We start from the raw sequence: 22,252 nt of genomic DNA, 5'->3' as shown, positions 1-22,252 counted from the left end.
CTTGCGATGGGCTTGCCCCCCTATAGCATCGGGCACGTTACTCGGAAAAGGACTTTACGGATGAGCACCATTGTTGTCGCAGACCGCCATGCGTTGATGCGTTATTCGATCAAGAGACTACTGGAACAGAGTGGCCACACTGTCGTCGCCGAAACTGAAAATGGGCAGGAAGCTCTGCACATGGTGTACAGGCTTGAGCCGCACATGCTCATCCTGGAACTCGACCTGCTAAAAATACACGGGTTGGACGTGATCTCTTTACTGACCTTGGGTAATTGCTCAAGCAAAATACTCGCATTCACTGCCTATGATGCCGAGAATTATTTAATCCGCTGTTTGAAAGCCGGCGCCTCCGGCTTTGTCTCAAAAACTGCTGAACTGAGTGAAATACAATGTGCTATCAAAGACTTGCTAAGAGGCAAGAGTCACTTCCCATATATCACACAAAAAATGCAACAGGCCATTAATCACAACTACTCATCGCACTCAACAAAGCCAGTAATGCTGACAAGGCGCGAAACCGATATCCTGGCACTTTTGGCAAAGGGAATGAACAATCAGGAGATAGCTAAGCTTTTAATGATCAGCCATAAGACTGCGAGCGCTTACAAACTCAGACTATTATATAAGTTCAATACTTCCAATCTGCTTGGTATGATTGACGCGGCGCGCAGAGGCGGCCATATCGCGAAGACTTTAACGATACTCTAACAGCGAATCCATGATCAGTATTTATCAATTTTAAACCGCGCATCTGCAATTTGGATCCGCAGCTCATTTCACGATGTGCAAATAATAGCTCCAAGCGATTACTGATGTGAAGGCCGTACCGGCCAACGCGTTTTCAAGTGTTGCCGCAATTAAAATCTCGCAAAACAAAGAAAAACGCCAAAGTGCCTATTTTTTACATCGCAGAAAAGACAAAGCCACTCGTTACTGTGGCTTTTGCTTTAATTTTTTTAGAAGAAAACGGGAAGTGCATCGGGCGTCTTTACCCTGACTGTATATAGATTTATATCTTATTGCGCTTACGCAAGAATAAACCGAGAACGTATTCGTTTTTTCGCATTTTCAAATATCAAAAGACGTGCGGTGGATGACCAAACGTAAACACAGCCATAGTGCCCTCCGTACGCAACGTAAGAGAATTTCGCTGTTCAGGCGATTTAAGGCTAGCGCTCGCATACTTTATCGGGTGACCTTCAACATGCGTGAGCCTGATACCGAGGGTCAATGAACATCGACCATCAAGACACGAAGCAACCACGTTCCACACGCCTGCACTCACCATCATCAACCGGATAACAGTTGCCGGGATCGAGAAAGGCCAGGTGTTCCAGCGGATTGATCGTATCCGTCCAGCCAAAACACCTTCTTGATTCCATCGTGCAAAGCGCTGCTGTCAGCACCTCGGTGCTTGAGGCGGCCGACAATCCCTAGGAGTCTTCTACAGATAAGCCAGAGGCCCCCATGAACATAAATCTGTGAACATCAGGCTCCACAACTCGTAGAAAAACTCAGGCATTGATTGATGTAAGGATCGCCCATGAACAAATGACATCGCCCACTTGTTAAATTTGATATTGTGAAGGAACCCTGTCACTGACGACTATCCTGTCCTTCTTCTCGGTTACCTTGAATCGCCCCGGATTCTCTAGACACCTTGCAAGCTCATTGCGTAACGCTTTTCAAACCCTACCGGCGACATCTGATTGTTGAAACCATGGCGGCGTTTTACGTTGTAGAACATCTCGCTGCCTTGGTCGGAATGAACCATCACCTCTTGCTTCGGCTTACGCCTCCAAACCGCCATCAACAACGCATCAATGGCCAAATCACTGGTCATCTGCGACTTCATTGACCAGCCAACGACCTGCCGAGAAAACAGATCCAGTACCACCGCCAAATACAACCAGCCTTCATACGTACGAATGTACGTGATGTCGGTTACCCAAACCTTGTTGGGTTCCACAACATCGAAGTGGCGCTTCAGCAAATTGGGTGAGACGACCGCTGGCTTACCGCCGTACTTTCCAGGGCGGCGTGGATAATCTGTCTGAGAACGCAGACCTTCGAGACGCATTAGCCTCGCCACACGATGACGACCACAATCCTCACCGACCTCGCGCAGATCGTCGTGGATTTTGCGATAGCCATAAACGCCGCCGCTCTCCAGCCAGGAATGCTTGATCAAACCCAGCAGTCGCTGGTCGCCTTTGGCGCGTACAGATTGCGGCTCAGACAGCCAGGCGTAATAACCGCTGGGATGGACTTTCAGCGTCAGGCAAAGCCGTCGAATCGAATAGTCGCCTGCGCGCTGCTTGATAAAGGCGTACTTCAGCCGCACTCCTTGGCTATGCGGTTAAAGACAGGGTTCCACTTCGTGGTCTAACCCCTGCCCATTCACGCCTTAATCGATTTAGGTATCGCGATACGGCTACTGGTCTTAATTTCGCGTAAAGCCAGACTGGACTGGATGGACGCAATACCCACCTGACGCCTGAGCACCTGTTCGATAAAGTCACTGTAGCTATCAAGGTCCTCTGCCAACACTTGCAGCACGTAATCGGCATCCCCGGTGATCTTGTGACAAGACAACACTTCAGGCAGTTGAGCAATCACCGCCTCAAAAGCATCGGGAGCATGGTCGGCGTGGGTGGAAAAACGGATGTGCACGAACGCCATGATATCCAGCCCCAGCATTCGTCGATCAAGGTTCGCCTGGTAGCCTTTAATCACGCCCGCCTCCTCCATTCTCTTACGCCGCCTCCAACAAGGTGTCAGGCTTAACGACAAGCGCTCACTGAGCTCGGAGTTGGAAATACTCGCATCCTCCTGCAGCAACGCGAGAATCGCCAGGTCGGTGTCATCGAGACTGATGCGCTTGGATGTTTTTTTCTGCATTACGTCATTCCTGAGTAAAAACGCCCGAATAATCCAGTAAACCACGAAAACAAAGCAAAGAAAGCGCGTCAGAGCCGGAACAGAATATTTGCACTGGCCCACATCAACGGATGCGCACAATGTTTACAGTTTTCAGTGATTCCCACCGTTTGCACCACGGCACCGAATTGAAAGACGGCGTGCTCAAGCCGTCCTTCGAACAGCCCAGTCGGGCCGATACCGTCCACAATCGGGTCAAACAGGTAGGGCTTGGCCAGATCATCGAACCGCAAGCATTTGATCGGTCGTGCTATGTCAACGCGCACAGCGAGCGCTACGTAACTTTTCTGGAATCTGCCTGGTCTGAATGGTGCGCAACCGGGCGCACCCACGATGCCTTGCCGCTGGTATGGCCAGTGCGTGATCTGGCCAACGAGCAAGTTCCGACTTTCATCGACGGCAAGCTGGGTTTCTACGCCATGGACGCGGGCTCACCCATTACCGCCACCACATGGCAGGCGGTAAAAACCAGTGCCGATATCGCGCTGACAGGACTGGCGCTGATCGATGAAGGTCACGACAGTGCCTTTGCCCTATGCCGCCCGCCCGGCCATCACGCAGCACGTGAATACATGGGCGGCTATTGCTATCTGAACAACGCAGCCATTGCCGCACAGCAGGCTATTACCCGAGGCGCCAAGCGTGTCGCGGTATTGGATGTCGACTTTCATCATGGCAACGGTACCCAGAATATTTTCTACGGGCGCAGTGACGTCATGTTTGTCTCGCTGCACGGCGAACCGACGGTGTCCTACCCGTACTACTCAGGCTACAGCCACGAAGTCGGCGCTGGTCACGGCGAAGGTTACAACCTGAACTATCCGCTGCCGAAGAACACCTCTTGGGAAAGCTACCGCAACGCCTTGCTCCACGCCTGCAAGAAACTCCAACAATTTGCCCCTGAAGTGCTGGTTATTTCACTGGGCGTCGACACCTTCAAGGACGACCCCATCAGCCACTTTTTGCTTGAAAGCGAAGACTTCATCGGCATCGGCGAGCTGATAGCCGGCGTGGGCTGCCCTGCCCTGTTTGTGATGGAAGGCGGGTACATGGTTGATGAAATCGGGATCAATGCCGTCAATGTGCTGCATGGTTACGAGAGCAAACGCGCCTGAATCGCAGCCTTTCGACTGTTGAATCGGAGAACAAAAACATGACTCTTTTTATTGGCCGTGCACCTTGTTAGCGGAGGAAAAGCCTGCCATCCGCAAACCACCACCGTCAGTAGCCGTTACATCTCAATCAAGGTCATGTGACACCCACTTTTCTACCAAAACTCAAAAACATAAAATCAAGAGGTTTTGTAATGAAATCGACTCCGTCCGAGCGGGTTGAACAGCCCGCGCTGCAGCGCACACTCAGCAATCGTCACATTCAGTTAATGGCCATGGGAGGTGCTATCGGGACAGGCCTGTTCATGGGTTCCGGGAAGATCATCGCCCTCTCCGGCACGTCGATCATCCTCATCTATATGATCATCGGACTGTTCGTCTACTTCGTCATGCGTGCCATGGGCGAAATGTTACTTTCCAACTTGAACTTCAAAACCTTCGCTGATTTTGCCGGTGCCTATCTTGGCCCACGCGCAGCATTCTTTCTCGGCTGGTCATATTGGCTAAGCTGGAGCGTTGCAGTGATAGGTGATGCAGTCGTGGTGGGTGGTTTTTTTCAGTATTGGTTCCCTGATGTACCCGCATGGATACCGGCCATTGGCATGCTGATAACACTGTTCGCCTTGAACGTGCTGACTGTCAGGCTCTTCGGTGAAGTGGAGTTCTGGTTCGCGATCATCAAAATCATTGCCGTCGTTGCCCTGATTGGCGTGAGCATCGTGCTGATTGCCAGCTCCTTTGTCTCACCCAGTGGCGTCACCGCGTCCCTGAACCACTTGCTGGATAAACAGGGCGCATTCCCCAACGGCTTGTTCGGTTTCTTTGCCGGGTTTCAGATGGCGATTTTCTCGTTTGCGGGCACCGAGCTGATCGGCACCGCAGCCGCCGAAACGCGCTCCCCCGAAAAGACCCTGCCTAAAGCCATCAACTCGATTCCGCTCAGAATCATCTTGTTTTATGTGCTGGCACTGGCCTGCATTATTGCAGTGACTTCCTGGCAACAGGTTTCGCCCAACAAGAGCCCCTTCGTCGAGCTGTTTCTGGTTGCGGGGTTCCCCGCAGCAGCCGGTATCGTCAACTTTGTGGTGCTGACATCCGCCGCCTCATCGGCCAACAGTGGCGTATTTTCATCCAGCCGGATGCTGTTCGGACTGGCTAATCAGGACAACGCTCCGGGGATTTTCCGGCGTCTGTCGAGCAATAGCGTGCCTCTGCCGAGCTTGGCGTTCACCACCTTGTTGATGCTGCTGGGCGTGTTGTTGCTGTTCATCGTTCCAGAAGTCATGACCGCGTTCACCATCGTCTCTACCGTGTCAGCAATTCTGGTGATTTTCACTTGGTCGACGATCCTCGCGTCGTACATTGCCTATTGCAAAACTCGTCCTGACCTGCATGCAAAATCGGCCTACAAGATGCCTGGCGGTGCGCCGATGGCCTGGTTCTCTTTGGCGTTTCTGGGCTTTGTTCTTTGTCTGCTGGCATTGAGACCAGATACCCGAATTGCGTTGATGGTCATGCCGGGATGGTTCCTATGGTTGGCAATTGCTTACCAGCTGACCTGTTCCAGAAAACCCAAGCCCGCTGACAGTTCGGCAAATCAATACAAACGCGAAGGATTGGTTTAAGGGCTATGGCTTACCTCTCTCGTACCTCCTGGCGTGGAACTCTAGGGGGTACGAGGGAAACCTTATTGAAGCTACTGATGTGTCGCAGCCGTTCTGTTTTTAGCCTAGCGCCCTTCATGTTGAATTCGATCAAAGGACTTTATATATCTGCGAAACCACCCGCCTCATCGCCTCCTCAATCGTCCCTTCATTGCGACACATCACCCACCCCTGCCCCACAGCCGCCCGTTCAAACGCCTCGGTACACACAACCTGCTCCTCCAGCTTATGCATCACCGTACTGCTCAACCCGCGCCGTCGTGTCGCTGCCCTCGCCCAGGATATTTGCGCAGTGGTGACAACCCCCACATGCAGATCCGGCACTTGCACCTGTCGATCAAGGTTCAGCGCAAGGATATCTTTAAACGGTATCAATCGACGAAACGCCGCATCGGAGGGGTACCAACGGTCCATCAGGATGATGCTGTCAGGTGGCTGGGCAGCCAGTACGTGCCGGGTAATCCAGCGACGGCTGTCGGCAAAGCGTTCACACACCTCAAGTTCCAGATCCCGGCTGGGATCTCTGGCGAATGTGTTAACCAGAGCCATCGTTTGCGCTCGATAGGGATCGCTCTTGCGCTCGCACAGGCGGACAACCTTTTTGTTGTCGGCCCTCAATGCTGTCGTAACGGCCTCCAACAGCGTGGTTTTGCCGGTGCCCTTGGGCCCATCCAACGAAATAAACAGCGCACGATTCATACGAGCGCTGCGTTATCGTTCAGGTTGTGCAGTTCCATGGGGCCTCTGGTCTGAGCGTTTGGGCGAATTGGCCTCCATTATGGGGAACCCTATTGCCCAATGCGAGGCTGGGCCCTTCCCGCGTCGACCGTAGAGGATCGGTCAGCCATTCAGCATTCCGGGACTTCGGCCTCGTACGTCACCGCCCAGGGCGCGATCAAGCGCTGCGGGGTCTGGCAGGTTTTGCGTTTAAACACGAAGTTTCGGCACTTTTCGGCAAACTGTTGGCGGTTTTGCACCATATCCAACTGCATCTGTACCAGCTCATGTTCGCGGCAACGTTCAACCTGCTGACTATCCAGCGTGGCTTTACGGGTGCGTGCGTACAGATACTTCTCATCGGTCAGCGCGCTTCGGGCCTGTTGAGAGAGCCACAGATCAAAGGCGTGTGGGCAGCGTGGGCCGATGTCCTGAACCATGCCGTGCTGCAAGGCCTGGACGGCACTGACGGGCAGGCACTCTTCGGTGAGCTTGTGCGCGATCTCACTGCCTACGGCTCGGGGCAGGCTGTAGGTCCAGTATTCGGAGCCATAGAGCCCCATGGTTTTGTAATGCGGGTTGAGCACTACGCCCTCACGTGCCAAGACAATATCAGCGGCCAGCGCGAGCATCACGCCGCCTGCGCCCGCACTGCCGGTCAGGCCGCTGATCACCAGTTGCCTGGCGGTTAGCAGCTCCCGGCACACATCGTCGATGGCTTGAATATTGGCCCAGGCTTCCAGCCCCGGCACTTTGGCGGCCTGGATGACATTGAGGTGTACACCATTGGAAAAGCTCCCTCGCCCGCCCTTGATCAACAACACTTGGGTGTCTCGCGCCTTGGCCCAGTGCAATGCTGCCACCAGTCGTTGGCATTGTTCGGTGCTCATGGCGCCGTTGTAGAACTCGAATGTCAGTTCGCCGACGTGACCGGCCTCCCGGTAGCGAATCGGTTGATAGGCCAGCGCATTGAAGCTTTGTTGCGCGATCGAGCTGTTCAACACCGGAATGTCAGCCAGTTGTTCAGCCAAGACATGGCGAGCCGGCAGCTTGAAGGTCTCCTCCCCTGGCTGGGCCTTGCGTTTGAGCGAGCCGATCCACAGGCTGTGATCCCCTGCTGCCACCAACACGGCGTCGTCCTGTACCGCGAGGATGTCTCCCGGGGTGCCCTGGCGTGAGTCCAAGTGCGCGTCGTACAGGTAATATTGCCCGCCCAGCAGGCTTGCCAACACCCCGGGTTGGCCGTCGGCGGCGTCGATGCTGCGCTTGATGAAGCTTGCGCAATCGAACCAACTGAAGGTGCGGTCAGCCTGGGTCATGTTCGGCTGCAACCGCCCGATAACGCTAGGTTGCGTGTAGTCGAGGGGCTCCGGGACGAAGCCATTGGCGAATTTTTCCACCACGTCGCGGATGCAGACGATCGCCGCGTCACTCACCGGGCCGTTGTACAGCTCGGATTTGCGTACATCGGCGGGCATGTCGAATTCACAGGTCGACCAGATCGGCCCGGCGTCCATTTCCTCCACGGCCTGCAGGGCCGTGACGCCCCAGCGCCGGACCTGCTGGGTGATGGCCCAGTCCAGTGCGCTGGCGCCACGGTCACCGACGATGCCGGGATGGATGATCACCACCGGGCGCTGCGGGTGGCTCCATAGCTGCTGTGGTACACGGTCCTTCAGGAATGGGCAGATCACCAGGTCGGCGCCTGACGCCTCGACGTGGCGACACACCGTAGTTTCATCGGTGAATACCACAACGCTGGGGTCGTGACCCGCCTGGCGCAAATCCAGCCAGGCCCGCTGGGTCAAACCGTTGAATGCCGAGGATAACAACAGGATCTTCAATGATCGCATGGCTGACTCTTCCTTGAGATTGGGCAACCAGAGGTGCTCCTTGAGCCGTCCCTGGCCTTTGATGGAAGCTCAAGGTTATAGAGCGTGGCAGCAGCGTTACCTGACCAGGATCAAGCTTGTGCCAGCAAATGACGATAGTTTCGAGTTGACAGCGCCCTGCAAACTTCAACAACCTGCCAACTTTCCTGCCCTGCCCCGAGGCTGCCCTTGGACTATTTCAGTGCCCTCACCGCCTTCGTCGAAGCTGCCGAAGGCAATAACTTCTCCCGCGCAGCCGAGCGTTTGGGGATCAAGGCGTCCACGGTTTCACGCTATATAAAGGATCTTGAGCAAGACCTGGGTATCGCGTTGTTCAACCGCTCCACGCGCACCTTGCACCTGACCGAAGGCGGCCAGACCTTCCTGATGCACGCCCGCAGGGTGCTGGATGAACTGGAACACGCCAAGGCGGCGACGTCTGCGTTGAACCAGCAGCCCAGGGGCTTGTTGAAGCTCAACCTGCCGCCGGCATTCGCCCGCCATCACATCCTTCCAGCCTTGAAGGACTTTTGCGCGCGCTACCCGCAAATCAGTGTGGAATTGGTATTGGATAATGCTCAGGTCAACCTGATTCATGCCGGCGTCGATCTAGCCATACGCATTGGCGCGCTGGCCGATTCGACGCTCAAGGCCCGCAAACTCTGCGATGGCCATTACCGTGTGGTGGTCAGCCCGGCTTTTGCCAGGCAGCACCCTGCACCCTCAACCCCTGCCGACCTCGCCGGTTTGCCCGCGGTGTTGGGCACGCTGCCTACGGGCGCTATCAGCTTTGACTGCGGCGACCAGGTATCACCGCTGCTGCACAACGGCTGCATTCGGATAAATGATCTCGACGCACAACTGATCGCCGCACGCCAGGGGCTGGGCTTTGCCCTTTTGCCGGATTGGTTGGTCGCCCAGAGCATCCAGGCCGGCGAGTTGCTCGTGTGGCTGCCGCAATGGCGAATACGCGATGTCGAGCGCGACTTCGCCGTGTGGTTTGTCTACCCGCCCAAGCGCATCGTGTCGTCCAAGGTCAGGTGCTTTATCGACTTTATCGTTGAGCGACTGGGCGAAACGCCTGAGTGGACATGACTCAACTGAAACGAATATCCAGGGAGCGCAGATAGGTTTGCAGCCCTGCGTCCTGAATCGGAATCAGGAACGCCTCGGTGTCCGATTCATTGAAGTGCGCGTGCCAGTACCCCGGCGGCGTGACAAATGCCAGGCCAGGCGACCAGTCCACCCGCTGCGGATTGCGGATCTGCCCGTCCGCGTCCAGCTCGGTGCCCACCAGCGAGTAACACCCCGGCGGGCAATCAATAATGAAGTCCAGCGCAATCGACTGATGCCGGTGAGGTTTCTGTACCGAGCCTGCCGGCAGGATCCCATACATGGCCCACAGCACATGGGTCACGGTGCGCGTCTGGGGGAAATTGCGGTTGCCCAGCAAAATGCTGATGCGGCTGCGGTCTTGCGCACGAGGATCGTCGGCCGCTTCACGCAGCTTGGCGTTAGCCAGTTCTGCGGGGTACAGCGTCGGTGCGAAGCGGTCTGCGCTGCGTGCCACCCCCAGGTAACGCAATAACGGTTCATCGTGCACGTAGTAAAGACGGGCATCCTGGCGGGCGCTGAAGTGTGCTGCCTGCAAGCCAGGCAAGGCCATAAAGCAACCTTTTGACCATTGAATCTCATGTTCGCCCTGAACCACGCTGCCCTCGCCGGCGATCACGTAGAACACCTGGGACGTCGCATTGGGTTGCACGGTCAGCGTGTCGCCACGGTTAAGGCGCATGAAATTCGCGCACAGCCCGGGGCCTGTCGCAGGGCCTTCGCAGCCCAAAGCGTCGCTGAGGTCCAGCGGTACCACGCGTGAAGGGCCACTGTCGTATAACGAGGCGGGAAAGCTGTGGTAGGGAATGCGCGCAATAAGGTTGGCACTGATGGGGTTGGCCGCTTTGCTGTACTCGAAGTACTCGGCGTCCATTTGGTTTATATCCGTCGGCGCAGGGTTGAATTCGTTCATCAGGCTCATCTCAGTTTTTGGCTGGAGCCCGCAGCGCTTTTAAACGCTGCGGTGTGTGAATGAACTATAGGCAGTGCGCGCAGGCGGATTAATCCCTGGTACTGCACAGCAGTTATGCGAAACGGGGAGGTGCTTGGCTCCCTGTCGGCACCGCTATCAAACCTTAAACCGTGGTATCGCCAGCCCCAGACTTTCGCGCAAAGTCGAGCCTTCATACGCCGAGCGATAAACACCGCGTTCCTGCAACAACGGAATCACCTCCCGGGTGAATCGATCGAACTGCCCGGGGTGGCCGATGTAGATATTGAACCCGTCCACAGCCCGCGCCTGGAGCCAGGCGGCCATTTTCTGCGCCACCGTATCGGCGCTACCCACGAAGGCGCCAGGACGCAGTTGCCGACCAAACTCAATGGCCTGGCGCAAGGTGAAACCCTTCTCCCGCGCCTGATCGGCGATGCGTTTGGCATTGGTGAAAAAACTGCTGCGCGCCGCTTCCAGGCTCTCTTGCGGGAATGGCGCATCCAGGTCGTACTGGCTGAAATCATGCCAGCCGAAATTACGCCCGAACTCCTTGAGCGCCAGTTCAAAACTATGGTCGAGTTGATGGTAGTGCTGCTCGATTTCCCGGGCCTGTGCATCAGTGTCACCCACATAGACTTCCGCACCGGGCATGATCAATAACTGCTCCGGATCGCGCCCTCTTTGTGCCGCCCTGCCCTTGATATCCCGGTAAAACGCCTGGCCCTGCTCGATGCTGGCCGCATGGGTGAAGATCACGTCCGCCGTGGCTGCGCCCAGATCGCGGCCTGGCTCGGAATCTCCGGCCTGAAAGATCACCGGTTGGCCCTGGGGTGAGCGTTGGATATTCAGCGGGCCGACCACGCGAAAATGTTCGCCCTGGTGGTTCAGGCTGTGCAGCTTGCTGGGGTCGAGAAACTGGCCGGTAGCGCGGTCGCGCACGAACGCATCGTCTTCGTAAGAGTTCCACAACCCCTGCACCACCTGGACGTGTTCGGCGGCGCGGCCATAGCGGGTGGCGTAGTCATAATGTTCATCGCGGCTGTAATTGCCTGCGGTGCCAGCATCACCGCTGGTGACCACGTTCCAGCCGGCGCGGCCTTTGCTGATCAAATCCAGGGACGCCAGGCGCCGCGCCACGTTATACGGCGAGTTGTAGGAGGTGGTCAGCGTGCCAACCAGGCCGATATGCCGGGTACTCACCGCCAGCGCCGATAACAGTGTCAGCGGCTCCAGGCGATTGAGGTAATGGGACGGCGAGCCGGGGGTGATAAATTGGCTGTCGACGATAAACATCAAGTCGAACAGCGCCGCCTCGGCCTGGCGCGCAATCTCGATGTACCAGTCGACGTTGACGCTGGCATCGGCCGGCAGTTGCGGGTCGAGCCACAGGTTATGCCGGCCCGGGCCACCGCTGCCCATGGTCAGGGCGCCCAGTTTGAGCTGTCTTTTAGTCATGACGAGACCCCCTTCAGGGCTGGCGGGTGGCGACGGCGGGCTGCAAGGACGCCGCGAAGGACGGGTCAAACAGTTGGGCGGCCGGGTAAGCCTTGATCAGGCCCTGGCTGGCGAAAAAGTCCACGGTCTTTTGCGCCTCCACAGGCACCTGGGCGGTCAGTGGCTCGACGGTGGTGCGCGCCCGAGCAAACCACACACGGGCGATATCGGCGTCAGCACGGGTGCGCTTGGCCCAGGCATCGGCATAGGCATCGGCGTTGGCCGGGTTTTGGCGAGCCCAGTCACGGGCTTTTTTCAGCCGCTGGAGAAAGTCGCTGATAGGCTCACGCTTGGCCTCTACCGCATTGGCGTTGGCGGCAATGAAGCTCTGCGCCGGGATCAACCCCTCGGCGGTCGCCAGCACTCGCGCACCCTGGCGTTCCTGTTGCGTGACATACGGCTCCCAGGTGGCGATGACGTCAACCGCGCCGCCCTCCAGCGCATGGGACGCATCCAGCGCGCTGAGGTAGCGCAACTCCAGAGAGTCCCGTGCAACCCCGGCTTTATCCAATGCAGTCAGCAGCAGTTGCTGGCTCCAGGAGCCCTTCCAGATGGCCGCGCGCTTGCCCGCAAGATCGGCCAGGCTGTGGATCGACGAATCCTTTCTCACCAGGATCGCCACGCCCGCAAGATTCTGGCGGCTGACGGCAATCACCTTGATCGGTGCGCCCAATGCGCCCAGGAACAATACTGGCGCATCGCCCAGCAGGCCGATATCCAGGCTGCCGACGTTGAGCGCTTCGGCCACCGGTGACCCGGCGGTGAATTGCTTCCATTCCAGGGTATAGGGCAGATCATCCAGCACCCCCGCCGCTTCCATCACCGCTTGGGCGTTATAGCTCTGGTCACCCACGACCAGGGTTTGTGCCTGTGCCGTCAGGCTTAGCAAGGTAGCGGCCAACCCGGCCGCCAGTGTTGTCAGGTAACGCACGCTCGTCTCCAGATGCCGTGTTGGGCAGTCAAGTCGATCCGCGCGTGCGGTCTCGGCAATGTTCGTAAGGATCAATACGATGCGGTTCTAAGAGGCGCGTGTAAAATACCTATAACGCATAACGTAATGCGCAAATAATGCGCGCACCGCATCAGGCTATCGAGGCAGCTCGACCCGCGCCACCAAGCCTGAGCCACGCAGACGGTTGCTTAGCGTCAGTTCGCCGCCCTGCTCGCGCACAATGGCGCGTGCTGCTGAAAGCCCGAGACCCACGCCACCGGTATTACGATTGCGCGAGGTTTCGAGGCGAAAGAATGGATCGAATACGCGCTCAAGGTCAGCCTCGGGAATCCCCGGCCCCTGGTCATGAACCTCAATGCAGATGCGCTGACCGTCCCCACTCAGAGAGATGCCAGGGTGACGCGCATATTTGGCGGCGTTCTCCAGCAGGTTGACGATCACCCGCTTAAGTCCCAGTGGGCGTCCGTGATAGACCAGGTGGGACGGCCCAATGAAATCCACCGCAAAATGCTGGTCGCGATAGTCATCGATGATGGTTTGCAGCAGCTCCGACAGATCGAATGCAGTGCGTTGCTCCAGCACCGTATCGTCGCGAAAGAACGCCAGCGCAGCGTTGATCATCGACTGCATTTCCTCGACATCGCGAATCAGTTTGTGCTGATGGTCCAGATCCTCCATGAACTCGCAACGCAGGCGAATCCGCGTCAAAGGCGCGCGCAAGTCGTGGGAAATCGCCGCGAGCATATGGGTGCGTTCGCCGATGAAATGCTGGATCTGCGCCTGCATGGTGTTGAAGGCGATGATGGCCTGGCGTATTTCGTGGGGGCCTTCGCTGTCGATGGGCGGAGCGCGCAAATCACCACCAAAACGCCTGGCGGCACTGGCGAAACGCTGCAACGGTTTAGCCAATTGCCGGGTCGCGAGCCAGGCCACCAACAAGGTCGCGATCAACCCCAGGGTGATGATCACCGCGATGCGCGTGGGTGCGCTCAGCCCCCACGTGCGTTCAGGCGGGACGAATGACAGCCAGCTGCCATCGAGCAACTGCACGAGCGCAACATAGTGCGCTTCGGGGCTGCCACGCGGCCAATCGTTGGGGCTGAACACCTTAATTTGTCGCCCAGTGCCAAACAGTGCTTGTATCCCCGGGACTTCGCCCGTTTGAAGCGCCGTGTTGCCGTCGGGAAGGCCGAAATCCGCAGGGTCGTTATGCCAGGCCACATGCAGGCGGGCATCGCTGGCCGCTGCCGCCAGTTGCGAACGCAGCGTTGCAGGCGCGGCTTCGATGACTTTGGTGGTGGCGGCCATCTGCTCCAGCAACCCCGTGCGCTCGATCGGCGGGCGCGCCCAGACCCCGGCAACCTGGACGAACAAGGCATTAAGCGCCAGCGAAGCGAGCATTGCGGCGAGAATGGTCAGGGCGATGCGCCGGTTCAGGGTGTCGCGACGCAACAGGTCGCGGATCATGACCGGGTGACCGGGGCGGTGAACAGATAGCCGCCATTGCGTACCGTGCGGATCAGGTCCGGGCGTTTGCAATCGGGCTCGATCTTGCGCCGCAGTCGGCTGACCTGCACGTCGATGCTGCGGTCGAAGGCGTCGTGGTCCCGGCCGTGGGTCAGGTCGATCAATTGGTCGCGGGTGAGGATGCGCTGAGGATGCTCAAGAAACACCACCAGCAAGTCGAATTCGCCACCGGACAGCGGAATCATCACGCCCTCGGGAGAGCGCAGCTCGCGGCAGGTAATATCCAGATGCCAACCGGAGAACGCGATGATTGGCCGGGAATGCTCACTGCCAGCGCCGACGGGCTGCCCCGCCCGCCGTTGCACCGCACGCAGACGGGCCAGCAATTCGCGGGGGGCAAACGGTTTGGTCAGATAGTCGTCGGCGCCCAGCTCCAGGCCGACGATGCGATCACTGAGCTCGCCCATGGCCGTGAGCATGATGATTGGAATGCCCATCTGCGCCCGGACTTTCTGGCACAGGCTAAGGCCGCCTTCACCGGGCAGCATGAGGTCAAGGATAATGGTGTCTGGCCGCTGCCGGGCGATGGCTGCCCACATGGCCTCTCCGTCGGCAGCCACGTCGACTTCATAGGCGTGCTGCACGAAGAACTTCTTCAGCAATGCCCGAATTTCTCCGTCGTCGTCGACGATCAGCAGTCTGCTCACGTTCCCAGGTCCCCTGGCAAAAAAGGAAAACATCTAAAACCATTCCGGCGCCGGGGTCATTTATTTCAATCGAGCAACATTCCTTCGCCACGGACACAACCCGGACATCTTCGGGAAAAACCCGTCGGGCATCCTGCACGCCTTCCATTCAAGGAGACGTTCATGAAGGTTTCTAGCAGCAGGTATACCGAGCAGGCACAGGACACCGGGCGGCCATTGGTGCTGAGCCAGCGCACATCGTCCCCCGCACAGGACAGCCCCATGCTGTTCCAGGAATCCTGCCTGGGCCTGACGGCGGACCAGGACCGCATCGTATTGCGCCGCTACTTCGAACATTACAGCCCCGACGCCGGGCGCTGGGTCGAGTATGCCCACTCCATCCCCATCGCCGAGCTTGTCCATTGGATCATGACCCATGGGCAGTTGCACATCGAATGCTCTCATGACAACCCGAACGAACAGGCAGCCCACTGATGACCTGCAAACGTTCACTGCCGTTATTGATGGCGGCCACCTTGAGCCTGGCGGCCTGCAGCAGCAACCGTATCGAGCCCGAAGACGCGGGTTTTCTTCACGATTACAGCCTGCTTAAAGAGCACCAGAGTGCTTCGGGCCAGACCGTGCTGAGTTGGGTCAGTCCGGCCTTGAAGCGTGGCCGATACAAGCAGGTGTACCTGGCGCCCAGCCAGTTTTTCCCGGCCGTTGAACCCAGCGCCCAGATACCGCAAAGCACCCTCTTCCACGTCACCGGATATTACGACTTGGTACTGCGGTCGGAGCTTGGCAAACACATGTATCTGGCCGCAAAGCCCGGGCCCGACACGCTTACGGTACGCCCCGCCATTACCCGGATCGCCACCAGCCCCCAAGGCTTGCGCCTGTATGAATGGCTGCCGATCACCCTGGTCGCAGCGGGCGTGAGCACCGCCGCCGGCATCCGCGACCAGGACAGCGAGATCGCCACGCAACTGTCCCTCGAAGACGGCTCGACCGGCGATGTGGTGGCAGCCATCGTGAGCGAGGGCATCGGCATTCCCCTGGATAACGACAAGCAAGTGATGACCGCCGACAACGTAAAAGAAGTACTCGACGGCTGGGCCCGCGACCTGGGCCAGTCATACAGCGCCGTCGCTCAATAGCACGGCCCCGCTCAAACGTCATAATCCCCTGCCCGTCTGCGTGGTAATCTCCCGGCACCACGAATAGACATTGATCGTCACTTGACGATGACCAAAGCCAGGAAAGAACATGCCCAAGATTTCTCACTCAGCGCTACGCCGTAACTTCCGTGACCTGCTGGCAACGCCCATCTGCGTTGAAACCGCCTCCGTATTCGACCCCATGTCTGCCCGCATCGCGGCCGACCTGGGTTTTGAAGTCGGGATCCTGGGCGGTTCAGTCGCCTCCCTGCAGGTGCTGGCGGCCCCCGATTTTGCGTTGATTACCCTGAGTGAGTTCGTTGAGCAAGCCACCCGCATTGGCCGCGTCGCCCAGTTACCCTTCATTGCCGACGCCGACCACGGCTACGGTAATGCGCTGAACGTGATGCGTACCGTCGAAGAACTGGAACGCGCCGGTGTCGCCGCGCTGACCATTGAAGACACCCTGCTGCCGGCGCAATTCGGGCGCAAGTCCACCGATTTGATCTCGGTAGAAGAAGGCATCGGCAAGGTCAAGGCAGCCATTGAGGCGCGCGTCGACCCCGCATTGTCGATCATTGCCCGCACCAACGCCGGCGTGTTGCCCACCGCCGATGTTATCGCCCGCACCAAAGCCTACGAAAAGGCCGGCGCCGATGGTATCTGCATGGTTGGCGTCAAAGACTTCGAGCACCTGGAGCAAATCGCCGAGAACCTCAGCGTGCCGTTGATGCTGGTGACCTACGGCAACCCGCAACTGCATGACAGCGAGCGCCTGGCCAGCCTGGGCGTGCGCATCGTCGTAGCCGGGCATGGCGCCTACTTCGCCGCGATCAAGGCCACCTACGACAGCCTGCGTGCGCAACGCCAGCTTACCCATAGCACGTCCAATCTCAGCGCCACGGAGCTGACCCACACCTACACGTTGCCGGAGAGCTATGTGGCGTGGGCTGAAGAGTTCATGGACGTTAAAGAGTAATTGCCGTGCCGGTGCTGATGCGTCTTGTCAGCACCGGACTCATCCAGCCGCCAGGCTCACCGCGGTAAAAACTGTGATGGCGCAAAACGGTTGTTTTACGTCATCACAATGAATCCCAGGTACTCGCTGATGTTCTGCATTTCGAAGTATTTTTGCTGAGCATTGAGTACAGGGGCAGGACCATGCAGAAACAGCCTTACGTGCTGACCTTTGGCCAATTGATTGGCTACTGGATCACTGCGCTTCATTTTTACCCTGATCGGCACTGGTTTGTTTTGTGTATCGAACTTGAGCCAGGTTACGACTAAAACTACGTTATCCAGCAGTGACACCGTCGCCTGAGCATGGGTGATGAGTCGATCACATCCCAGGGACGCAATGTTCTTTTGAGCGGCAGTAAGCTGCGCAAACGCATCGAAATAGGTCAGTTGCTGGCCCGCGATAGATAGCGATGTTCGCTGACGGACGTTTACGGTCATAGCAGACCATGCTTCAACAACTTCAGCCAACGTGCCTGGGTGTATAACCGCAGACGTCGACGCTTGGAGCGACGAGGCCAGAGCTTGCATCTCGGTAACCGTTGGTTTGGCGTTTTTGCGCCGCGTGGAGAGTTTGCCCAAGTGACTTGGGATAAGCGGCGGCGCGATATAGGCCGGTCGCGGGGCTGACACTCCTGGAAACGCAGACGCATGAGACGGGGCTTTTTCGTTCACACAGCGCGGTTTGTGAGAGTTCAGCGCCCTGAAATAGAAGTTGCCCAGAATTGAAATGGCCGCAACGACCTCCTCAAGGCAACAAGGGCAAAAATAAAACAGGTCCTTGGGGGCCGCGTGCGCAAAACTGGCCGACACGTTAGCGTCCATGTCCCAGCACGCTGCCGTCGTCATTAACTTAACTACCATTCCAATATCCCTATCGTTCGTTCACTGACATGCTGGCGCAAGCTTACCTGTTAGAGGGGGTAGCAACTACAGACGCAGGCGCCGTGACCTTCGAGCGGGCAGTGTTTAAACTGTTCGCCAACCTTCGATCCGCACTGCACATGAGACCTACATGGCCAACCACGATCTTTCTTTCACTCCCGACCCAGATGCCGACTCCATCTCCTCCGATGTCATCGGCTTCAACGGCATTCTGGTCTCGACCCAAATCCCGACCCACGCCGACGGCAGCCTGGAGCTGGGCGATATCACCCTGCAAAGCGAATGCACCCTGCAAGCGCTCAAAGTCGCGCTGGAAAAAGCCGGCAGTTCCATGGACCGGGTGATGCACCTGACCATCTACCTCACCGATATGGCCGACCGCGCTGCGTTCAATGAAGTCTACAAGCGCTTTTTTGCCAAGCCATGGCCGGTGCGGGCTGCGGTGGGTGTTGCTGCATTGGCGGTGGACGGAATGCGTGTTGAAGTAACAGCGATGGCTGCCAAAGCCTGATATCTATGACGCTACAGCAAATGTGGGAGGGGGCTTGCTCCCGATAGCGGTGGGTCAGAACAGTTTTAATTACTGACACACCCTCATCGGGAGCAAGCCCCCTCCCACACAGGGCCCTGGGCCCGACAGCCCTGCGGTAGATGCCGGCCGGGCATTTCACGGCTACAATGCGCGCCTCGACCGTGACAAGCCTGACTAAAAAAACTATGTCCTTGCCCAAGCATCACCTTGAATTGCTCAGCCCTGCCCGCGATGTCGCCATTGCGCGCGAGGCCATTCTGCATGGCGCCGACGCCATTTATATCGGCGGGCCGAGCTTCGGCGCTCGCCATAATGCGTGTAACGAGGTGAGCGATATCGCTCAACTGGTGGAATTCGCCCGTCGATACCACGCCCGCGTCTTCACCACCATCAACACCATCTTGCATGACAACGAACTGGAGCCAGCGCGCAAGCTGATCCACCAGCTGTATGACGCAGGTGTAGACGCGTTGATCGTGCAGGATCTGGGCGTGATGGAGCTGGATATTCCGCCCATCGAGCTACACGCCAGCACCCAGACCGACATCCGCACCCTGGGCCGGGCAAAGTTTCTTGATCAGGCCGGTTTCTCGCAGTTGGTATTGGCCCGTGAGCTGAACCTGCAGGAAATCCGCGCAATCGCCGACGAAACCGATGCCGCCATCGAATTCTTTATCCACGGCGCCCTGTGCGTGGCGTTCTCCGGGCAGTGCAATATTTCCCATGCGCAGAATGGCCGCAGTGCCAACCGTGGTGATTGCTCCCAGGCCTGCCGTCTGCCGTACACCTTGAAAGATGACCAGGGCCGCGTCGTGGCCTTTGAAAAGCACCTGCTGTCGATGAAAGACAACAACCAGAGCGCCAACCTGCGCGCGCTGGTCGAAGCGGGTGTGCGTTCATTCAAGATCGAAGGCCGCTACAAGGACATGGGCTATGTGAAGAACATCACCGCCTACTACCGCCAGCGCCTCGACGAAATCCTCGAAGACCGCCCGGACCTGGCCCGTGCCTCCAGCGGGCGTACCGCGCACTTCTTCGTGCCCGACCCGGAAAAAACCTTCCACCGTGGCAGCACCGACTATTTCGTCACCGATCGCAAGATCGACATCGGCGCGTTCGACACCCCGACCTTCACCGGCCTGCCCGTGGGTGTGGTGGAAAAAGCCGGCAAGCGCGACTTGCAGGTAGTCACCCATGAGCCGCTTTCCAACGGCGATGGTCTGAATGTGCTGGTCAAGCGTGAAGTGGTAGGGTTCCGCGCCAATATCGCCGAGCCTAAAGGCGAGTTCGAAGAAGACGGCGAGAAACGCTATCGCTACCGCGTCGAGCCGAATGAAATGCCGGCCGGCCTGCATCAGTTGCGCCCCAACCATCCTTTGAACCGTAACCTGGACCATAACTGGCAACAGGCACTGCTCAAGACGTCCGCCGAACGCCGTATCGGCCTGGCGTGGGTTGCACGCCTGCGTGAAGAGCAGTTGCACCTCACCGCCACCAGCGAAGAAGGCATCAGCGCCAGTGTCACCCTGCCCGGCCCGTTTGGTGTAGCCAACAAGCCGGAACAGGCATTGGACACCCTGCGCGATCTGCTCGGCCAGCTCGGCACTACGGAGTATCACGCCACCCGCATCGAGCTGGACGCGCCGCAGGCGTTCTTCATCCCCAACTCGCAGCTCAAGGCCATGCGCCGTGAAGTGATCGAAGCCCTGACCGCCGCCCGCATCAAGGCGCACCCTCGGGGCGGACGCAAGGCCGAGACCACCCCGCCGCCGGTGTATCCGGATGCGCATCTGTCGTTCCTGGCCAACGTCTATAACCAGAAGGCCCGCGACTTCTACCACCGTCACGGCGTGAAGCTGATCGATGCGGCCTTCGAAGCCCACGAAGAAACCGGCGAAGTGCCAGTAATGATCACCAAGCATTGCCTGCGTTTCTCGTTCAACCTGTGCCCCAAACAGGCCAAGGGCGTCACCGGCGTGAAGACCAAGGTCGCGCCGATGCAGTTGATCCACGGCGACGAAGTGCTGACCTTGAAGTTCGATTGCAAGCCGTGCGAGATGCATGTGGTGGGCAAGATCAAGGGGCATATTCTTGGGTTGCCGCAGCCGGGCAGTGCTGTAGAGAATTTCAACCCGGAAAACCTTATCTATCAGGGCACGCACTGACCTGACGGGCGCGGGGCCACCACCAGCCCCGCTGTAGCCCGGCAGCGGCCAGCAGAATCGCCGCCACACCCAGCCATTGCAGCCACCCCAGGCGATGCCCGAACGCGATCCAGTCGACCAGGATCGCCGCAATCGGATAGATGAACGACAACGCGCCGGTCATCGCCGTGGGCAGCTTCTGAATAGCCCCGTACAGCAACACATACATCAAACCGGTATGCACCACGCCCAATGTCGCCAGTGCCGTCCAGGCAGTGGTCGACCCGGGCAAGCTGTGCCAGGGCACCAGCGGCGCCAGCAGCACGGCGCCGGTGGTCACCTGGATCAACGCCATCAAATGCGGCGGTACGTCCTTCAGGCGTTTGATGATCAGCGCCGCCACCGCGTACAAAAATGCCGCGCCCAAGGCCAAGGCAATGCCAGCAAGATAGTTCCCGCCACCCGATTGCTCACCATGGGCGGTCACGATCGCCAACATGCCCAGGAACGCCACACTCAGCCACGCCATTTTCTGCACGGTGATCTTCTCACCGAGAAACACCGCTGCCAGCATCACCAGTATGAACGGCTGCACGTTGTACACCGCCGTGCTGATCGCGATGGACGCACGGGAATAGGACTCGAACAGCAACAGCCAGTTACCGACGATCGCCACGCCGCTGAGCACTGCCAGCCCTAGCTTGGCCCAGTTGAGTAACTCCAGGCGCAAATACCCCAGCAACGCGCACACCAGCAGCAGTGTCAGCGCGCCAATCACGCAACGCCAGAACACCACCTCAAGCACCGACACGCCCGACACCAGCACAAACCAGCCAATGGTGCCGGAGATCAGCATGGCAGCGATCATTTCCCAGGTTCCGCGACGGATTGATGTATCCATGATTGAGGCTCCTCAAGTGAGGCTCAATTATGGCAATCTGCTCGACACGGCTACAGCGACTAAAAAAGGCAAAACCCAGGATTCACCTTTTCTTATTAGGCAAAGCTCATGATCGACACTATCGACCAGCAATTGATCGCCGCCTTGATGGACGACTCGCGCCTGTCCCTCAAGACCCTGGCGGGCATCACCGGTTTGTCTTCGCCGAGCGTCAGCGAACGTCTGCGCCGCCTGGAAGAGCGCGGCGTGCTGACCCACTACACCGTCGACATCGACCCCAAGCACTTCGGCTACCTGCTGCAAGCCATCGTGCGCATCCGCCCCCTGCCCGGCAAACTGCAGGAAGTGGAACGCCAGATCCAGGCGATCCCCGAGTTCACAGAATGCGATAAGGTCACGGGCGACGACTGCTTTATCGCACGCCTGCATGTACGCACCATGGAGCACCTCGACACGCTGCTGGACCGGCTGAATACCTATGCCGAGACCAACACCGCTATCGTCAAGAAAACCCCGGTGAAACGGCGTTTGCCGCCGTTGGCTGACTAACAGGGCTGCGTAGCCTGTGGGAGGGGGCTTGCTCCCGATGGCGGCCTCAGGGCCGGCCGGGATGTTGGATTAGACCGAGTACATATCCGTTATTTAGGTAACGGCCACTAT

20 protein-coding genes and 1 pseudogene are annotated in these 22,252 nt (G+C 58.1%); 10 read left to right on the top strand and 11 right to left on the bottom strand.

Annotated features, from left to right (window positions below; all coding sequences use genetic code 11):
- Positions 1 to 60 precede the first annotated feature (60 nt).
- Complete coding sequence (locus E4O97_RS25180; protein ID WP_216091353.1) at positions 61 to 711, top strand: response regulator transcription factor; 651 nt, start codon at positions 61 to 63, stop codon at positions 709 to 711.
- A gap of 943 nt (positions 712 to 1,654) precedes the next feature.
- On the opposite strand, the pseudogene E4O97_RS25175 reads toward E4O97_RS25180, so the two are convergent.
- Positions 1,655 to 2,353: pseudogene (locus E4O97_RS25175) on the bottom strand (IS3 family transposase); the annotation flags it as partial.
- A gap of 50 nt (positions 2,354 to 2,403) precedes the next feature.
- Positions 2,404 to 2,904: an Lrp/AsnC family transcriptional regulator gene (locus E4O97_RS25170; protein ID WP_216091352.1), complete on the bottom strand. Its 501-nt coding sequence runs from the start codon at positions 2,902 to 2,904 to the stop codon at positions 2,404 to 2,406.
- Between the two features lie 119 nt (positions 2,905 to 3,023).
- On the opposite strand from E4O97_RS25170, the gene E4O97_RS25165 reads away from it, so the two are divergent.
- Both E4O97_RS25165 and E4O97_RS25160 read left to right on the top strand, forming a co-directional pair.
- Positions 3,024 to 4,058, top strand: coding sequence for a histone deacetylase family protein (locus E4O97_RS25165; RefSeq protein WP_078821376.1), 1,035 nt, complete (start codon positions 3,024 to 3,026; stop codon positions 4,056 to 4,058).
- 191 nt (positions 4,059 to 4,249) lie between these two features.
- Positions 4,250 to 5,680 carry an amino acid permease gene (locus E4O97_RS25160; RefSeq protein WP_078821377.1) on the top strand — a complete coding sequence of 477 codons (1,431 nt, stop codon included), beginning with the start codon at positions 4,250 to 4,252 and terminating at the stop codon, positions 5,678 to 5,680.
- Between the two features lie 129 nt (positions 5,681 to 5,809).
- On the opposite strand, the gene E4O97_RS25155 is transcribed toward E4O97_RS25160, so the two are convergent.
- Positions 5,810 to 6,418 (bottom strand): dTMP kinase, encoded by a 609-nt coding sequence (locus E4O97_RS25155; RefSeq protein ID WP_248162564.1) that lies wholly within the window; start codon positions 6,416 to 6,418, stop codon positions 5,810 to 5,812.
- Positions 6,419 to 6,567: 149 nt separating this feature from the next.
- Positions 6,568 to 8,289, bottom strand: a complete 1,722-nt coding sequence (locus tag E4O97_RS25150) for a hydrogenase maturation protein (RefSeq protein ID WP_248162561.1) — start codon at positions 8,287 to 8,289, stop codon at positions 6,568 to 6,570.
- A gap of 207 nt (positions 8,290 to 8,496) precedes the next feature.
- Between E4O97_RS25150 and E4O97_RS25145 the strand changes: the two genes are divergently transcribed.
- Entirely contained in the window at positions 8,497 to 9,402 is a 906-nt protein-coding gene (locus E4O97_RS25145; RefSeq protein WP_032875292.1) for a LysR family transcriptional regulator, read from the top strand.
- 1 nt (position 9,403) lies between these two features.
- Here E4O97_RS25145 and E4O97_RS25140 read toward each other — a convergent pair whose 3' ends face one another.
- The 5 genes from E4O97_RS25140 to E4O97_RS25120 form a co-directional block, all read right to left on the bottom strand.
- Complete coding sequence (locus E4O97_RS25140; protein ID WP_248162559.1) at positions 9,404 to 10,333, bottom strand: cupin; 930 nt, start codon at positions 10,331 to 10,333, stop codon at positions 9,404 to 9,406.
- Positions 10,334 to 10,489: 156 nt separating this feature from the next.
- Positions 10,490 to 11,809 carry an LLM class flavin-dependent oxidoreductase gene (locus E4O97_RS25135; protein WP_216091347.1) on the bottom strand — a complete coding sequence of 440 codons (1,320 nt, stop codon included), beginning with the start codon at positions 11,807 to 11,809 and terminating at the stop codon, positions 10,490 to 10,492.
- A gap of 13 nt (positions 11,810 to 11,822) precedes the next feature.
- Positions 11,823 to 12,779 carry an ABC transporter substrate-binding protein gene (locus E4O97_RS25130; RefSeq protein WP_248132266.1) on the bottom strand — a complete coding sequence of 319 codons (957 nt, stop codon included), beginning with the start codon at positions 12,777 to 12,779 and terminating at the stop codon, positions 11,823 to 11,825.
- A 156-nt stretch (positions 12,780 to 12,935) separates the two neighbouring features.
- Positions 12,936 to 14,267 carry an ATP-binding protein gene (locus tag E4O97_RS25125; RefSeq protein ID WP_148853223.1) on the bottom strand — a complete coding sequence of 444 codons (1,332 nt, stop codon included), beginning with the start codon at positions 14,265 to 14,267 and terminating at the stop codon, positions 12,936 to 12,938.
- The gene (locus E4O97_RS25120; RefSeq protein WP_223018283.1) at positions 14,264 to 15,007 is read right to left on the bottom strand and encodes a response regulator; all 744 of its coding nucleotides are present in this window, start codon (positions 15,005 to 15,007) and stop codon (positions 14,264 to 14,266) included. The genes E4O97_RS25125 and E4O97_RS25120 overlap by 4 nt, the downstream gene beginning before the upstream one ends.
- Positions 15,008 to 15,136: 129 nt before the next feature.
- Between E4O97_RS25120 and E4O97_RS25115 the strand changes: the two genes are divergently transcribed.
- The 3 genes from E4O97_RS25115 (at position 15,137) to E4O97_RS25105 (ending at position 17,092) form a co-directional block, all read left to right on the top strand.
- The gene (locus tag E4O97_RS25115) at positions 15,137 to 15,448 is read left to right on the top strand and encodes a hypothetical protein (protein ID WP_078821384.1); all 312 of its coding nucleotides are present in this window, start codon (positions 15,137 to 15,139) and stop codon (positions 15,446 to 15,448) included.
- A complete protein-coding gene (locus E4O97_RS25110; RefSeq protein WP_216091344.1) occupies positions 15,448 to 16,113 on the top strand; it encodes a DUF3313 domain-containing protein in 666 nt (221 codons plus the stop codon). The genes E4O97_RS25115 and E4O97_RS25110 overlap by 1 nt, the downstream gene beginning before the upstream one ends.
- Before the next feature lie 109 nt (positions 16,114 to 16,222).
- Positions 16,223 to 17,092, top strand: coding sequence for an oxaloacetate decarboxylase (locus E4O97_RS25105; RefSeq protein WP_005788420.1), 870 nt, complete (start codon positions 16,223 to 16,225; stop codon positions 17,090 to 17,092).
- Between the two features lie 95 nt (positions 17,093 to 17,187).
- Here E4O97_RS25105 and E4O97_RS25100 read toward each other — a convergent pair whose 3' ends face one another.
- Positions 17,188 to 17,955: a hypothetical protein gene (locus E4O97_RS25100; protein ID WP_143508450.1), complete on the bottom strand. Its 768-nt coding sequence runs from the start codon at positions 17,953 to 17,955 to the stop codon at positions 17,188 to 17,190.
- A 190-nt stretch (positions 17,956 to 18,145) separates the two neighbouring features.
- Between E4O97_RS25100 and E4O97_RS25095 the strand changes: the two genes are divergently transcribed.
- Complete coding sequence (locus E4O97_RS25095) at positions 18,146 to 18,526, top strand: RidA family protein (protein ID WP_032875277.1); 381 nt, start codon at positions 18,146 to 18,148, stop codon at positions 18,524 to 18,526.
- Positions 18,527 to 18,732: 206 nt separating this feature from the next.
- On the top strand, positions 18,733 to 20,712 hold the full coding sequence (locus E4O97_RS25090; protein ID WP_248162557.1) for a U32 family peptidase: 1,980 nt from the start codon (positions 18,733 to 18,735) through the stop codon (positions 20,710 to 20,712).
- On the opposite strand, the gene E4O97_RS25085 is transcribed toward E4O97_RS25090, so the two are convergent.
- Entirely contained in the window at positions 20,690 to 21,592 is a 903-nt protein-coding gene (locus tag E4O97_RS25085; protein ID WP_248162555.1) for a DMT family transporter, read from the bottom strand. The two genes, E4O97_RS25090 and E4O97_RS25085, sit on opposite strands and share 23 nt — an antisense overlap.
- Before the next feature lie 108 nt (positions 21,593 to 21,700).
- On the opposite strand from E4O97_RS25085, the gene E4O97_RS25080 reads away from it, so the two are divergent.
- Positions 21,701 to 22,141 carry an Lrp/AsnC family transcriptional regulator gene (locus tag E4O97_RS25080; RefSeq protein ID WP_032875274.1) on the top strand — a complete coding sequence of 147 codons (441 nt, stop codon included), beginning with the start codon at positions 21,701 to 21,703 and terminating at the stop codon, positions 22,139 to 22,141.
- Positions 22,142 to 22,252: the final 111 nt, after the last annotated feature.

The sequence above is a fragment of the Pseudomonas sp. W15Feb34 genome, assembly GCF_023127765.1.
GTDB classification, from domain to species: Bacteria; Pseudomonadota; Gammaproteobacteria; order Pseudomonadales; family Pseudomonadaceae; genus Aquipseudomonas; species Aquipseudomonas synxantha_A.
The sequence above is the reverse complement of the archived record's forward strand: the minus strand, read 5'-3'. Positions and strand labels throughout refer to the sequence as shown.